10 protein-coding genes and 1 riboswitch are annotated in these 14296 nt (G+C 45.9%); of the genes, 3 read left to right on the forward strand and 7 right to left on the reverse strand.

Features of this window, described 5'->3' with window-relative positions; translation table 11 throughout:
- Positions 1-225: 225 nt before the first annotated feature.
- Both HQN90_RS36040 and HQN90_RS36045 read right to left on the reverse strand, forming a co-directional pair.
- Positions 226-1350, reverse strand: a complete 1125-nt coding sequence (locus HQN90_RS36040; protein WP_326073653.1) for an FtsW/RodA/SpoVE family cell cycle protein — start codon at positions 1348-1350, stop codon at positions 226-228.
- Positions 1351-1483: 133 nt separating this feature from the next.
- The gene (locus HQN90_RS36045; RefSeq protein WP_173227655.1) at positions 1484-2887 is read right to left on the reverse strand and encodes an NCS2 family permease; all 1404 of its coding nucleotides are present in this window, start codon (positions 2885-2887) and stop codon (positions 1484-1486) included.
- A gap of 136 nt (positions 2888-3023) precedes the next feature.
- Positions 3024-3124: riboswitch (purine riboswitch) on the reverse strand.
- A 277-nt stretch (positions 3125-3401) separates the two neighbouring features.
- On the opposite strand from HQN90_RS36045, the gene HQN90_RS36050 reads away from it, so the two are divergent.
- Entirely contained in the window at positions 3402-3893 is a 492-nt protein-coding gene (locus HQN90_RS36050; protein ID WP_173227656.1) for a hypothetical protein, read from the forward strand.
- Positions 3894-3971: 78 nt separating this feature from the next.
- On the forward strand, positions 3972-4670 hold the full coding sequence (locus HQN90_RS36055; protein ID WP_173227657.1) for a hypothetical protein: 699 nt from the start codon (positions 3972-3974) through the stop codon (positions 4668-4670).
- Between the two features lie 110 nt (positions 4671-4780).
- On the opposite strand, the gene guaA is transcribed toward HQN90_RS36055, so the two are convergent.
- From guaA to HQN90_RS36080, 5 genes are all read right to left on the reverse strand, one after another.
- Positions 4781-6319: a glutamine-hydrolyzing GMP synthase gene (guaA, locus tag HQN90_RS36060; protein WP_173227658.1), complete on the reverse strand. Its 1539-nt coding sequence runs from the start codon at positions 6317-6319 to the stop codon at positions 4781-4783.
- Between the two features lie 165 nt (positions 6320-6484).
- Positions 6485-8818 carry a transglutaminase-like domain-containing protein gene (locus tag HQN90_RS36065; protein WP_173227659.1) on the reverse strand — a complete coding sequence of 778 codons (2334 nt, stop codon included), beginning with the start codon at positions 8816-8818 and terminating at the stop codon, positions 6485-6487.
- Entirely contained in the window at positions 8805-10019 is a 1215-nt protein-coding gene (locus HQN90_RS36070; protein WP_173227660.1) for a DUF58 domain-containing protein, read from the reverse strand. Before HQN90_RS36070 ends, HQN90_RS36065 begins: the two co-directional genes overlap by 14 nt.
- A 10-nt stretch (positions 10020-10029) precedes the next feature.
- Positions 10030-11007 (reverse strand): AAA family ATPase, encoded by a 978-nt coding sequence (locus HQN90_RS36075; RefSeq protein WP_079410707.1) that lies wholly within the window; start codon positions 11005-11007, stop codon positions 10030-10032.
- Positions 11008-11064: 57 nt separating this feature from the next.
- On the reverse strand, positions 11065-12510 hold the full coding sequence (locus HQN90_RS36080) for a polysaccharide deacetylase family protein (RefSeq protein WP_173227661.1): 1446 nt from the start codon (positions 12508-12510) through the stop codon (positions 11065-11067).
- A gap of 174 nt (positions 12511-12684) precedes the next feature.
- Here HQN90_RS36080 and HQN90_RS36085 point away from each other — a divergent pair, with 174 nt between their 5' ends.
- Complete coding sequence (locus HQN90_RS36085) at positions 12685-14202, forward strand: methyl-accepting chemotaxis protein (RefSeq protein WP_216855558.1); 1518 nt, start codon at positions 12685-12687, stop codon at positions 14200-14202.
- The last annotated feature ends 94 nt before the right edge of the window (positions 14203-14296 follow it).

Here is a 14296-nt window from a genome sequence, read left to right on the forward strand (position 1 = left end):
TCAATGTCTTCCATATTCATCCTTCGCCCCTCAAAGGCGACCTGATCAATATACCACATCGGCCTATTCGATTGCAAGAACTTTTTTTCAATTTCTTTCGTTCTTTCGTTCGACCGCCGAAACGACAAGGAGTAATATAACAAAACTAAAAACAGAATGCAAGCTTTTTCTATATAAATAAAAATGAATAGGAACGCGTATTCATTCGCGCCCTCCTATTCACTACTAATCATTATGAATTTTCACACTCAGTACTAAACCCATACAAAGCATATTAGTCATCAAGGAGCTGCCTCCATAACTAACGAAAGGAAGTGCAATCCCTGTAAGCGGCATTAACCCCGTATGCATGGCAATATTCTCGAAGATTTGCAAAGTAAACATGGAGATTACACCAATAATGATATAAGACCCTGCGAGATCTTTAGATGCTATCGCAATATGGATCATTCGATAAATCAGGAAAAAATACAAGAAAAGCAGCAAGGACGATCCTACAAAGCCAAACTCTTCTCCAATTACAACATAAATGGAATCTGCATAATCATAAGGTATATAACCGCCATGAATCATGGTCCCGTGCATATAGCCCTCACCCATCAATTGTCCGGAACTTACTGCCTTTATTGAATTAAGAACATGATAACTTTGGTCTGGATCGGTGGCAGGGTTCAGGAACGTTTGGATTCTGTGCAGTTGATGAGGCTTGACGATTTTATTAAACAAAGACAAATTGTAAAAATAAAGAGCTGTGACGATGCCAATTACCCCAACAATCACACTTCCCCCGACTAAAGCGAGTTTAATAGGTATTTTACCAATCCACATCATCCCGATTAAAATACAGACAAACACAATGGAAGTACCTAGATCCGGCTGTTCCAGAACGATAAAAAAAGGAACTCCTACTAAAACAATCATCGGTAAGATATCACGAATCAGACGCAAGTACTCTCCTTGCCTAGCACTCAGCATCTTGGCAAGAAGTAAAATAACGAAGATTTTGACGAGCTCTGAAGGCTGGAATTGCATAAAGTGAAGGTTAATCCAACGCGTGGAGCCATTAATTGTCATTCCTTTGAACTTAACAAAGAGAAGCATAAGTATGCCGACAGCATATAAGTAAATTGAAAAGTGCTGAACTATTCCTTTGTAATCAATGAGAGCTATGGCAAGCATAACGATAAAAAACACAAAAAACATGACCAGATTGTTTATATGAAGCCCCGCGTATTTCGTGTTACTAGTAGCGCTATAAATGGCCATCGTGCTGATAGCCATGAAACATAGCAAGATAACGAGCGTTGTGACATCGATTTTTTTGCCTCTAAATAGGATTTCTTTTAACACTTCATTTCCCCTGTTCTCTTCATTCTCTTTCTATCATAAATGAGTTGGTAGGCCTGTTACAAATATCGCTTCAAGGAAATAAAAAAAGCTATGAGATCACTCCCACAGCTCGACGGTCATTCCATTTATTTTATTAACCTTGGCTTCCAATAAAAACATACCGGGCTACAACCAGAATAGCAAGAACCCACATTAACCAGTGGATCGGATATTTCGTCTGACTTTTGCCGCTTAAGTTAGAAGCTGTTGCAAGAACAACATATGTCACAATACCAAAAGAAATTCCGTTGGCAATATTGTAAGTGAAAGGCATCAAAACAATTGTAAGGAAAGCTGGAATCGCAACAACAAAGTCTTGGAAGTCGATCTCACGAATGGATTGAACCATCAGCACACCAACAACGATCAGAGCAGCCGCAGTAGCGGAACCAGGAATCAACATAGCAATTGGAGCCAAGAACAAAGCAAGCAAGAAACATACGCCTGTTGTTACTGCCGTTAAACCTGTACGTCCACCTTCAGCAACACCTGCCGCGCTCTCAACGAAAGCCGTAACAGTACTTGTTCCAACAAGTGCACCGCCACTAACACCAATCGCATCTACGAACATTGCTTTACCAACACGTTTGTTGCCTTCTTCTTTGTTCTTCATCATCCCTGCACGGTTAGCTGTTCCAACCATCGTACCGAAGGTATCGAATAGTTCAACAAACGTAAACGTAGCAATGACAGATACAATCCCCGTTGTCATAATGCCAGCAAAGTCAAAATCCGCGAAACGAAGCTTGGACAAATCCGGAACCCATGTCGTATCTGCACTAGTCAGCGTACTCAAGTTAACCAGACCCATGAAATAACCGATAACCGTAGTTGCCAAAATACCGATCAAAATCGCTCCACGAAGACGCAGCACCATAAAGATGGAAATCAACAGGATCCCGATGATCGTTAAAATAACACCCTTATCATGTAAAGAACCTAAGTGGAAGATCGTTTCAAAGGAAAGGACATCGGTGTACTGATGCGCTTTAAGATCTTTGCCGCTTTCGACAGCAACGCTTAGAATACCGCTATTTTTGAAACCGATCATTGCAATAAACAATCCGATACCTACCGTAATCGCGTGTTTCAAACTGTCCGGTACAGCAACGAGAAGCATCTGACGAACTTTGGTAACCGTTAATATGATAAAAATAATCCCCGAAATAAACACGGCGGTTAGAGCCATGGAAAACGTAAATTTACCTTGAGAAGTTAAAATGATCGTTGCAAAATACGCATTTAAGCCCATTCCCGGAGCCAACGCAACAGGAAAATTAACGAACAACCCCATCGCAATCGTCATTACACCCGCCGCAATCGCTGTAGCCAAGAAAATCGAAGTCCAGTCACCGCCGGTAGCCCCCGATTTAAAAGCACTAAGCACGTCAGGGTTTACTGCTAAGATGTAAGCCATCGTCATGAACGTTGTAATCCCTGCCATGATTTCGGTTCTTACGGTCGTACCGTTTTGTTTCAGTTTAAAAAAGCGATCCATTTTCCTACTCCTCCTAGACGTATGGTGGGACAGCAAAAAACCCGGAATCGTAATGCTGATTCCGGGTACGAAAAAGGAGCTTCTATATGAGAGCTTCCTTCGATGCTAGGTGCAAAGTGTAGTAGTAACTCATACAGATACCGTTCCTTTTTTTCGTAGCCAGATCATTTGCGGTGATCTCGTAGAAACTCTCGGGCCAATCCCCAAGATTATACGAAAAACTGTTATCCATATCACATTTTAGTAGGGAACTAAGCTGCTGTCAATAAAAAAGACGAACATTAATGGGGTAATTTTTCCCACAACGTTCGTCTTTTCTGTTGATTCTATTACTACTCCATTTTGGAGACGTTGTAACTAAATTTTCGTTCTCTACTTGCTTACATCCAGTCAATATAAAAATAAGAATGAGTAAGATTAAAATTATAGAATTTTTCATCTGAACACCTTCTTTTCATTTAAATGCCGTTTTAACACTCGGTATTCATTAATGATAAAAAAGGAGTTATTAAAAATGAAAAGACTATCATTAGTTTGGTTGTCTTTAATTGTATTAGTAATTAGTATTCCGATAACTGCATCAGCCGCCCCATCTTCTCATGCCTCTACAGCATCATTTGGCAACGCAGTTGCTTGGCATGAAGCAGAGTGTTTTTCGGAGGGATTTAATCATACCTTCTTGAAGTGTAATATCGATGCAGGCATTAGTAATGTTTTTTTACAACCAGCGGATAACATAGAAGCAATTAACTTTACAGTAGAAGTGCAAAGGTATGATTCTTTTGACCAAATGTGGGTTACAATGAATAGTATCCCTCTTAATAAGTCCTACTTTCAATCCGTTCCCCATGTCTCTGAACAAATACAAGTAGAGTATCCGAATGCTAATCATCAAGATTATCGCATTAAGGTAACAGGCTACCTTACTGGTGCTGAATTGGGATCATCTCCTACAAGAACTGCATATTCGAACGTAGTTGAATTAGGCTATACGATTGCCAGATAACATCTATATAAAGGAGCATAGATACTGGAAAGATTCAGTATCTATGTTCCTTTCACCACAAATTAAGGAGATGCATTAATGATTTATTTTGAAGATATGGATACCAGTCTTTTAAAACAAAAAACTAGAACCAATTATTCAAAATTAGTAGACATTAACTTTTCAGCTGTTCCACCAACAAGTGAAATAGAAGATAACTTATCCCCATTATCAGAATATTACATCGCTCCATATATATTTAAAACAACGGAAATATGTATCATCATAACACTGACAGATTATATAAATCTAAATGAAGAAACAATAAGAAAACTACTTGGTCATTTTCAAAATGTGCGTATCGTAACATCGAAGAGTATTCCAATTGAAGTTAGATTAGAAAATCTTAAAAATGAGTCTAAAGAAATGTTTAATTTGCTGATAAGTCAAAAAAAAATGAATCCCTTTATTTTGGATTTATATCATTTTCACGGAGTATCTATTTCATCCGGTAATATTAGGCATGTAAAATTAAGCCGCAAATTTGAGGCGCCTATTTATGGAGATTTGGTAACCCCAAATCATATTCAGGAATTCGGTGAAATATGGAATCATATAAAAGGAATGTATTCTGATAAGAAATATGTGCAACTTTATCCTAATTGGTTATTCTCTAACCAATTACTAAATTCAAACGTCATGAAGTATTTTTCCAAAGCCTGCAATGAAGTTTATTTATGTGTAGATAATACAACTTTACGCGTGAAGGAGTTAATCCTTTCTAATGATGAAAAATGACTGTTTTCTTTTCCTCGATCAGTTCTATAATTTTGGTCATAAAAAAACTCCCTTCTATTCGCTAAACAACGCAAGTAAAAGGGAGTATTTTTGCATTCTATTGTTGCAACCTATTCCCACTCAATCGTAGCAGGCGGTTTGGACGTAATGTCGTACACAATACGGTTCACATTCTCAACTTCGTTGACGATACGAACCGAAATTTTCTCAAGCACATCCCACGGAATACGCGCCCAGTCGGCGGTCATTCCGTCGATGGAAGTTACGGCGCGGATACCTACGGTGTAGGAGTATGTTCGGGCATCGCCCATAACGCCAACGCTTTTCATGCCAGGAAGGGCTGTGAAGTACTGCCAGATCTCGCGGTCCAAGCCGGCTTTGGCGATTTCATCGCGCAGGATGGCGTCGGATTCACGGACGATTTTCAGCTTGTCCTCGGTTACTTCACCAAGCACACGGATCGCTAGACCTGGACCTGGGAAAGGCTGTCTCCAGACGATCGCGGAAGGAAGGCCGCACTCTTCGCCGACTTTACGCACTTCGTCTTTGAACAGGGTTTTGAGTGGCTCGATCAGTTTGAACTTCATATCTTTCGGCAGGCCGCCGACATTATGATGGGATTTGATCGTTTGAGCCGTAGCTGTACCGCTCTCTACGATGTCCGTGTAAAGCGTGCCTTGCGCCAAGAACGTGAAGTCGTCGAATTGAGCGGACTCTTCTTCGAATACACGGATGAACTCCGTGCCGATGATTTTACGTTTTTGTTCTGGATCGTCCACACCGGCAAGCTTGCCAAGGAAACGATCGCGCGCATCTATTTTAACTACTTTCATATCGAACTTGCCGACAAATGTATCCATAACGCTCTCTGCCTCGCCTTGGCGCAGCAAGCCATGATCAATGAACATACACGTCAGCTGTGCACCAATGGCTTTATGCAGCAAAATAGCTACAACGGATGAGTCTACGCCGCCGCTGAGCGCACATAGCACTTTTTTGTCGCCAACTTCTTGGCGAAGCTCTTTGATCATATCTTCCACGAAAGAGGACATCGTCCAGTCGCCTTCGCAACCGCAAACGTCATAGATGAAGTTATGGATCATTTCGTTCCCTTGCAGGGAGTGACGAACTTCCGGGTGGAATTGAACCGCGTGAATGTTGCGCTCACGGTTGCTCATGGCCGCAATCGGCAGGGAATCCGTGCTCGCTTCGATCACGAAGCCATCCGGAAGAACAGAAACGTGGTCTCCGTGGCTCATCCAGACCGTTTGCTTCGCATCCAAACCTTTGACCAGCGGGCTTTCATTCGAAAAGGAAAGATCGGCTTTCCCGTATTCACGCGTATGCGCGCGTTCTACTTTACCATTCAATTGATGAGCAATCAGCTGCATGCCGTAGCAAATTCCCAAAATCGGAATGCCCAAATCGAAAATGGCTGAATCTACAGCTGGAGCTCCTTCTCCGTATACACTTGCCGGACCGCCTGAGAACACAATCCCCTTTGGCTGAAGCTCACGGATTTTATCAACCGTGGTGTTGTGCGGAAGCAATTCGCTGTACACGCCCAAATCACGGATCCTTCTTGCAATCAGTTGGTTATATTGGCCTCCAAAATCTAAAACGACGATCATTTCACTCGGTTTACTCATTATCCGTTCCTCCTATTTTCATAGCGGTTGAAGCATCTGGGGCTCCCCAAAAAGTAATCGGAATTGACTTCAAAGCCTATCTTCACTTCTTGGGGACCGCTTGTCCACTAACCGCTATTTATAGGTACTAATTTTAAACATTAGGTACCTAGGATGTAAAGGGGTTTAATGTGTCTTTTGAATGGCTTTCCAAATTGCCAAGATTTCCCGCTTCGAATAAGGGAGTGAATGAGCCGTGTCATAGCGGACACTTTCATAGATCAAAGCAAATTCCAGCAGTGCCTTCTGTTGGGCGTAATGCGGAATTTTCAGAGCTTTCACATACTCACGAACAGTTTGATCCTTGGATTTTAAGCCGTATTTGCGAAATAACTGCATCCACAAACGATCCATATAGGGAATTAGTGGATGAGCATTGTTCGGTCCATATTTGTAAAATGGCGGCTGAAGCCTACCTTTGTAAAGGAACCCTTTGCGTCTAAGGAAGAGCAGAAGACCCGCAATTAGGAGCCCGCCTCCGATTATAACATTGAAAACTTGACGATAACGAAACGCAAAATCAACGAGTGTATCCTTGGCCGCTTGAAGCCATTCTCTTGGATTGGCTGTAAATCTATCCGACTTCGGTATGGTTGCCAGGGAAGCCGTCATCTCGGCCTGCGCCATAGCAGCCGTCGTCAACGTCAACTGAGCATGGTCAGAGGACATGCCTGAGAATCCCGGTGTCGGCTCAAAAGGCACCCACCCCGCGCTAGGGAAGTAAACTTCCACCCACGAATGGGCATCTTGATTGCGCACTTTGACCTCCTGAAGTTGATCCCCATCGTTCGCTGCTTGCAGGGAACCTGGCGCGAACCCTTTGACCCAACGGGCAGGAATGCCAATAGCACGGAGCATGACGACCATCGAGGTTGAGAAGTGGTCACAATATCCTGTTTGATCTACGAACAGAAAATGACTGACGAAATCCTCATTGCGGCTGGGATGGGTCGGCTTTTCCAAGCTGTATGTATAGGTTCGGCTTAAATACTGCTCTATAGCTACGGCTTTCAGATAAGGCGTGGAGCTATTCGCTGTCACTTGCTCAGCCAAGCTGCGAACAGACCGCGGCAGGCTTGTCGGCAGTTGAAGATAATCCCCCACGATATCAGCAGGATAACGATTGGTCTCGGCATTCAGCAAAGAGGAATCCGACTGCGCTGGCTGGACGGTTATTTTGTAATACGATAACGGGTCCATCACTTCTGGCAGCGTTACTTTGCCGCTGAACGAAGAGGCCAATAAGAAATCAGACGACAATGGCTTCCCTTTTTCGGTCAATAGCATATCTACCTGCTTTAAGTTTCCACCTAGAAATAATTGTTTATTCGTCGAATTGCTGTTCCACAATATTTCCTGTGTAATGATTCGGCCTGTCCCTGTCTGATGACCCGCGGAAAATGGCTCCAGCGCTTGGTTGGTTTGTATCCAGCCCTTTCCATTATAGAAATTTTTGGATTCTCCGCGCCAATAGGTTAATTCCGAGGTCTTAGCGGTGAATACCGGCGTCGTGTCCACTTGGAGTGGACCGCCCAGCGCAGAATCGTTCTGGCCGTAGCCGGATTTGGCAGCAGCACCGCCAACTTCCAAATCTCCGTTGTAAAGCTCAAATATGCGATCATATAAATAGCCCCAGCTCACTGGCTTCATCAAATGCGCAGGTTCTGCCTGCTTGGCCGATAACCAGCCCACTCCAGCCAGTGCCCCAACAATAACCATACTCACGGCAATCCATTGAAATAGATGGCTTGGACGCACCGAAGAAAAGCCGTAGGTTTGTTCGATTCGCGAAAGATTGAGTAAAGCCATAAGCAGCAGCCCATATCCAACTGTACGCATGATACCAGGCACCGTATCTGCGCCCAAAACGAGCTGTAAGAAAACCAGATAGACCAGTGTAGCCCCAACAAACCAAAGACTGTGCTGTCTTTGCAGCATTAGAGCTTGCACTACTGAGATGAGGAGTGACCAGCCCAAAAGAAATAATAACGTACGCAGTTGACCGCTAATTAATTCAAAATGAGCGCCAACAAGGTATCCGATATCTTGGGCAATCACTCTTACTAAATCAATACACCATAGGCCTGTCAGAAATCCCTCCCTATCGAACATAAATCCGATGAAGAGCAGGATAACGACGATTTTGGCAGTCCAGCCCCAAGCCAAAGGAACTTTACAGCAATCTATGAGGATGCAGATCGCAAAAACCACAAGGATCGGTCCGATTTCTATCGAAGCATCCGCCATCCACACCAAAGGGCGCAGCCATTCTGAGATGAGGAGAAAGAGCAGCAGGGAGATCAGGCTGTCTCGGACAAAACTGGTAGGGGTAGTGAGCGCTGATGACGTGCTTGGGATAGAGCCCGCTCGGAAGATTGGACGTGATGGGATGGATAGGTTTGATCCTAAAGAGCGAGAGCGGGAAGGCGAGCCTGCGCGGCGCGGTTCAAGCGGTTGCATCCGCAACACCTCCTTGCTTCGGCCACTGGCTCAGCGGATGCGGCACTTCCGTGAAGCTGCAGCCTGCGGCCTGCAGCTGGGAAGCCCCCTCTCGCTCGGCGACCGAGAGCGAGGGCCGCGCGTGCACGTAGATCACGTGCACAGAGCGGCGTCTGGTGCCGCTATCTGCGATCGCGCGCACCAGCGCCAAATCCAGCGTCGATGTGATGCACAGCATCGACGTATCCGGCGGCAAGGCCGCCGCCTCCTTCCTGACGAGGTCAGGAAAGGATAGGGCGGGCTTGCCGCCCACGCTCGCGAGTACTTCGTACGCGAGCGGCAAATCCGGGCGAATCGTCGGCGCGATTCGCCTGCTGTTCGAGCTGCTGGCGAAGCCGCAGCTCTCGCGCCGGCCCGCAGCGACTTCGAAGAAGCCCGCCGCGAGGGCCACGCCCTTCTCCAGCAGCGGCTGTGCCGCTCCGGCTGGACTCGCCGCAGGCGTGGCATCGAGCAGCAGCATCCGCTTCGCGGAGGCGGCCTGCTCGGGGTCCTTGGTCATCAGCCGGCTGAGCCGGGCTGTGGATTTCCAGTGAATGCGGTGATAGGGATCACCGCTGACGTACTCACGAACGCCGCTGACCAGCGGCATTTCGGACTTGGGCCCGCGGACGGTAGGCACATCGCCGTCCTCTGCCTGGAAAGTCATGCCGGATCGATCCAAAGCATCCGGCCGCGGATAAACGATACACCGTTCAAGGTCGTCACGATGTACTTTTCGAATAGCAAAGCCAAACAGGTCTCCGGTCACCGCCTCGAAGCCTGTGAACCGATAAACGCCGCGCATCAGTCCCGTGATTTTGTAATGAAGCAATAAGGTCGAACGAAACCAAGGAAACAGCAGCTTGCTATAGCTTAATTTCACACCGCTTCCTTCATGTACCCAATTCTCTCTGATGACGATCCACGGCAGCGGTATCCGTGTCAGATGATCAACCCCAAGTCGAATCGTCACCTCTTCCCCGGAGAGGAACACTTCCCCTGAAAGCTGCCGGTTAACAGATAATCCTTTTAGTGCAAAAACATAAAATAATCCGGCCTGAAGCCAAATGAGCAGCAAACAAATCCCCAGATACCATGCAGCGAATCCACCCTGCCAATAGGCCAAACAGACGGCTAGCACGCACCCTGCAAAAAGCAGCAATGATTTACCCCAGCTTTTCATAGTCAGCCCCCTAATTCGCCGAAACATAGCGAAGAACAGGCGCTTGCAAAGAAGCAATCAAAGCCGTTAGTATCAATTCCGCTGACTTGCCAGTCATCCTCGCCTCTGAGGTTAAAATGAGTCGATGCGTCCATAGCGGAAGCACCAAATTCTTAATATCATCAGGCACGACAAAACTTCTGCCCTTCATATACGCCGATGTTTGCGCGGCACGCATTAACGCATAGGAAGCCCGTGGACTTGCACCCAAATACAGATCGGAGTGATCCCTGGTTGCTACAGCAAGACGTACAATGAATTCTTTTAACGTGTTATCCACATGTACCAGGGCCGCTTCTTTCTGCAATTGGACAAACTCATCCTGCACAATGACAGGCTTCAAATGTTCCAATGGCTGCCGATCCTGAAGACGATCCAGCATGAGAATTTCTTGCTCCGGGGATGGATACCCGAGTGACAGCCTCATCATAAACCGATCCATTTGAGCTTCTGGAAGTGCATAAGTGCCTTCGTAATCCACAGGATTTTGCGTAGCTAGCAGTACAAAGGGCTTCGGCAGCTCATAGCCAACTCCGTCGACCGTTACCCGCTTCTCCTCCATAGCTTCCAGGAAAGCCGACTGCGTCTTGGGCGAAGTTCTGTTGCATTCGTCCGCCAGTACGATCGGGGTCATTAAAGGTCCAGGGCGAAATTCAAAGTCCCCTGTTTTGGTATTGAACACTGATACTCCGGTCACATCGGAAGGCAATAGATCGGGGGTACATTGAATTCTCTTAAACTCGCATCCGATCGTCCTCGCCAAAGCGCGTACAAGCATTGTTTTCCCCACACCAGGTACGTCCTCAAGCAAAAGATGACCACCGCTCAACATGGCAATGAAAGCATGTTCTATCGTTTCTCTCTTCCCAACGATCACTTTCTCTACGTTCATGATCATCCGTTCCACGAGAGGCTGTGGCTGATCGAATATTCGGGTTTCTGGCGGCATAGACGAGAAGCCTCCTTTATAAGGGTATGCTTCTAGTTTTTCCAGCCGTCTACTCTTTTAGACATTACCCTCCCTAGTAAATAGAGCGTATTTTGCAAGAGTTTTATTTTCGTTGAACAAATAGAACTGTCGGAAGGCCATAGACACTTCTCTTCTGCTTGGTTCTATGATGGATTCCGTAATTTCCCCGCCTAATAAGTCGACTGTTTTGCGCAAAGGAACCATAATCTTCCCGTCCAGCAGCTCCATATCGGCTAGAAAGTAAGTATTTACACAAGTACCTAGGGTGTACAATCTAATACTTCTAGCAGACAAATCGTATTCCAAATCATAGACGCCATAATGGGCATTAGCTATCTTCTTGTCTGCTTGCCACTCCACTTGCCCGCCTATCTTCTCTATGAGAAAACGGAGCGGCAGTTCAATCCGATTCGAACGAAACTGGTACTCCGAGGATTGCAGCGTGAAGGTGCCGCCTCCCACAATATGGACTTGCAGCGGTATTAACGATCGTGCAGATAGAATTTGCGCCGATTCCTCACGCGCCACTTTGGTCATCTGAACAAGCTGTTGCTCCGCTTCTTTCTGATCTTGATCCGCCTGCGGCAAATGCGCCGAAGCATATTGCTGTGTGGCTTTGAGCAACGATTGAAAATGTGGCATGCTCATGCTTCTTGACCATTTGGACTTCCCTAGCGGAAATTGCCTAGGCTTGACTTGTGTTGTCAGGGGAGCGAATGCGTACCCCAGCTTCTTGTAATAATCAATAACCTTCGGCAAAACCTCTACCGTCGACTCATGTCCGGTGCCATCATGGAACAGGATCGTAATTTCATGCTCAAGCGGAGATGCTTTCACCGTTTGCCAAATTTCATCGGCAGGCACATGCGCTCTTTTGGAATCGCCACTGTCTACGTTCCAGTCGACCATGGTGTACCCTGCTTGATCCATCAAGTAGTAATAATACGCATCAAAGTTCGTATAGGTCCCTCCGGGAGCACGCACCAATTGCGGCCGCACATCAGCGATATCGGCAAAAATGTCTTCGCTGTGCTGCACTTGTTCCCAGAAGGTTTGAAAATCGCCGTACAGCTCTTTATATACATGATTATAGGAATGATTGCCTAAGGAATGTCCCTCTTTTACAATTCTTTTGACCATATCGGGCTGGGCCTGCGCCTGTTCGCCAAGTGCGAAAAATGTAGCCTTCACACCCTCTTTTTCTAAAATATCCAGCACTTTGCCGGTCAGCTTGCTAGGACCATCATCAAATGTCAGATACACCGTAGGCTGCTCTGGCGTTTCATAACTTTTGGCATCCAGCAACCGTTTGCCCGCCTTGAGCTTCTGATAAATGTCCTGCCCCTCAGGTGCGGAGTCGCCCTGATCTTCCGCCGCTTGCGCGGGAATTGTGGAGAGAAAGAGAGAAACTAATAATAGAGTTACCACAATCAGTTGAATTCGTTTCTGCCAATGGGTTGCACGTTGAACCGGGAAGCGCATCCGATGATCCCTCCGCTTATTCTATCATTTTGCTTTGCTGATAGAGTATATGGGAGAAGGATCGAGAGTATGTCACTTACTTAGCACCAAATGAAAAGGAATTCAAAAGCGTCCCGTAGAATGATCATGTCATAGAATACGCCGACATTTTTCGACAGGAAAGCAGGGGTTCACATGAGTTTTTCGACAAGTGTGTTTAAACAAAATCAGCACAACGATTCACACATCTCGCTTAAAGATCAAGACATAATCCGCAGAAATTTCGTAGTCTTTCTCGCGATTACAGCAACTGCTTTATTGATGTACATGAGTATTTTCGCCTTAGGATCCGGGGGTGCCATTGACAGGGATCTCAAATTTACACTGATCTTCGAAACCGCGATTTGGGTTATTTACGGTTACTTGCATTTCACCAAAAGGTTTATTCATTATTTATGTTATTTTGCTGTTATTGCCAGCGGGATCAGCACAACAGTTCAACTGATTGGCAAAGCCGATATTTCCAATATATTCTCGATTTACTACATGATGATTATGGCGCTTATTTTCATGAAAATGGTGCCGTGGCTAATTAGTGCCGCATGGGGACTTTTCCTAGTCGGTTACCTGTTCATTGCCCAAAAGGATGCGCTTCTGGTAGATCCCAAAAGTGCTCCGACGTACATTATTTACTTCATTCTCATTAGCGTTTTGATGTTTGCCGCACTGAAAGTTTCCGGCTATATGAATAAAAGCATGTCTGAGGCGCGCGCTCAGGCCGAACAATTCCTGGCTCTACAGCAGGAGCAGCGACACAAAGCATTAAAGCAGGTCAGCATGGTCACGGAGCATCTGCAATCCATTACCAAGTCAGGCGAAGAGGATGGCTCCTCCTTCGATGAGATGCACAATGCCTTCCAAGATATCGCAACAGGCGCAGGGGACCAGGTGGATTCGACCATTTCCATTAATGATTCGGTGAATCATATGAATGGCCTTATCAAAGAAATGTCCGATTCCATCCACACTTTATTAGGCAAAACGTCAGAAGCCGCCTCTCTATCTGATCAAGGAAGAGGCCGCATGGAGCTGCTCTCCGATACATTCGCTATATTTAACAAGGATATCGAAGCTGTTTCTCAGGATACGGTATCTTTGATTGAACGGTTGAACGAAACGAGTCAGTTCAGTGATACGATCCAAGATATCGCAAACCAAACGAATCTGCTCTCGCTTAACGCCAGTATTGAGGCTGCAAGAGCCGGTGAGCACGGCAAAGGGTTCGCCGTCGTCGCCAACGAAATTCGGAAGCTAGCCGATATGACGGCTAAATCTGCGATTCGGATCTCGGAGCAGTTGGAGGAGTTCACGTCATTGTCTACTCAGACTCGCTCCCGTATGGATCAAGTTGCTCTGCGCATGCAGCAAAGCAATGAAATTACCGGGCAAACGAAGCAAGCCTTCGAATCCATTACGGATTCTGTTGCCATGCTTAAAGAGCTTTCCGTCAGCTACAGCGGCCTAATGGATCGCATCAGCGATTCATCGGTTACCATCAGCGACTCCACGAATAATCTGGCTGCTATCAGCCAAGAAGCTTCTGCGACGCTTGAGGAGTTGTCGGCAACGCTGCAATCCTTGCTCGTCAATAACCGCCAAAACTTGGATCGCATCAAAGAAGCTGAACAGGGGCTGCGGTTGGTTACAGAGTAAATCAAGCTTTATATAAGCGCCAAAAGGAGCTGTCCCCTAAGTAGATAAACCTACTTGCGGGCAGCTCCTTCGCTTTTGCTCTTGCTTTTGCTTT

Origin of the sequence: Paenibacillus alba, from assembly GCF_013204855.1 — a bacterium.
Taxonomy (GTDB): Bacteria; Bacillota; Bacilli; order Paenibacillales; family NBRC-103111; genus Paenibacillus_E; species Paenibacillus_E alba.

Excerpts from the sequence above, each read along its gene's own strand:
- HQN90_RS36055 (WP_173227657.1), top strand. The coding sequence starts at position 3,972 with ATGATTTATTTTGAAGATATGGATACCAGTCTTTTAAAACAAAAAACT.
- HQN90_RS36045 (WP_173227655.1), bottom strand. The coding sequence starts at position 2,887 with ATGGATCGCTTTTTTAAACTGAAACAAAACGGTACGACCGTAAGAACC.
- HQN90_RS36070 (WP_173227660.1), bottom strand. The coding sequence starts at position 10,019 with ATGAAAAGCTGGGGTAAATCATTGCTGCTTTTTGCAGGGTGCGTGCTA.
- HQN90_RS36075 (WP_079410707.1), bottom strand. The coding sequence starts at position 11,007 with ATGCCGCCAGAAACCCGAATATTCGATCAGCCACAGCCTCTCGTGGAA.
- HQN90_RS36065 (WP_173227659.1), bottom strand. The coding sequence starts at position 8,818 with ATGCAACCGCTTGAACCGCGCCGCGCAGGCTCGCCTTCCCGCTCTCGC.
- HQN90_RS36050 (WP_173227656.1), top strand. The coding sequence starts at position 3,402 with ATGAAAAGACTATCATTAGTTTGGTTGTCTTTAATTGTATTAGTAATT.
- HQN90_RS36080 (WP_173227661.1), bottom strand. The coding sequence starts at position 12,510 with ATGCGCTTCCCGGTTCAACGTGCAACCCATTGGCAGAAACGAATTCAA.
- guaA (WP_173227658.1), bottom strand. The coding sequence starts at position 6,319 with ATGAGTAAACCGAGTGAAATGATCGTCGTTTTAGATTTTGGAGGCCAA.
- HQN90_RS36085 (WP_216855558.1), top strand. The coding sequence starts at position 12,685 with ATGAGTTTTTCGACAAGTGTGTTTAAACAAAATCAGCACAACGATTCA.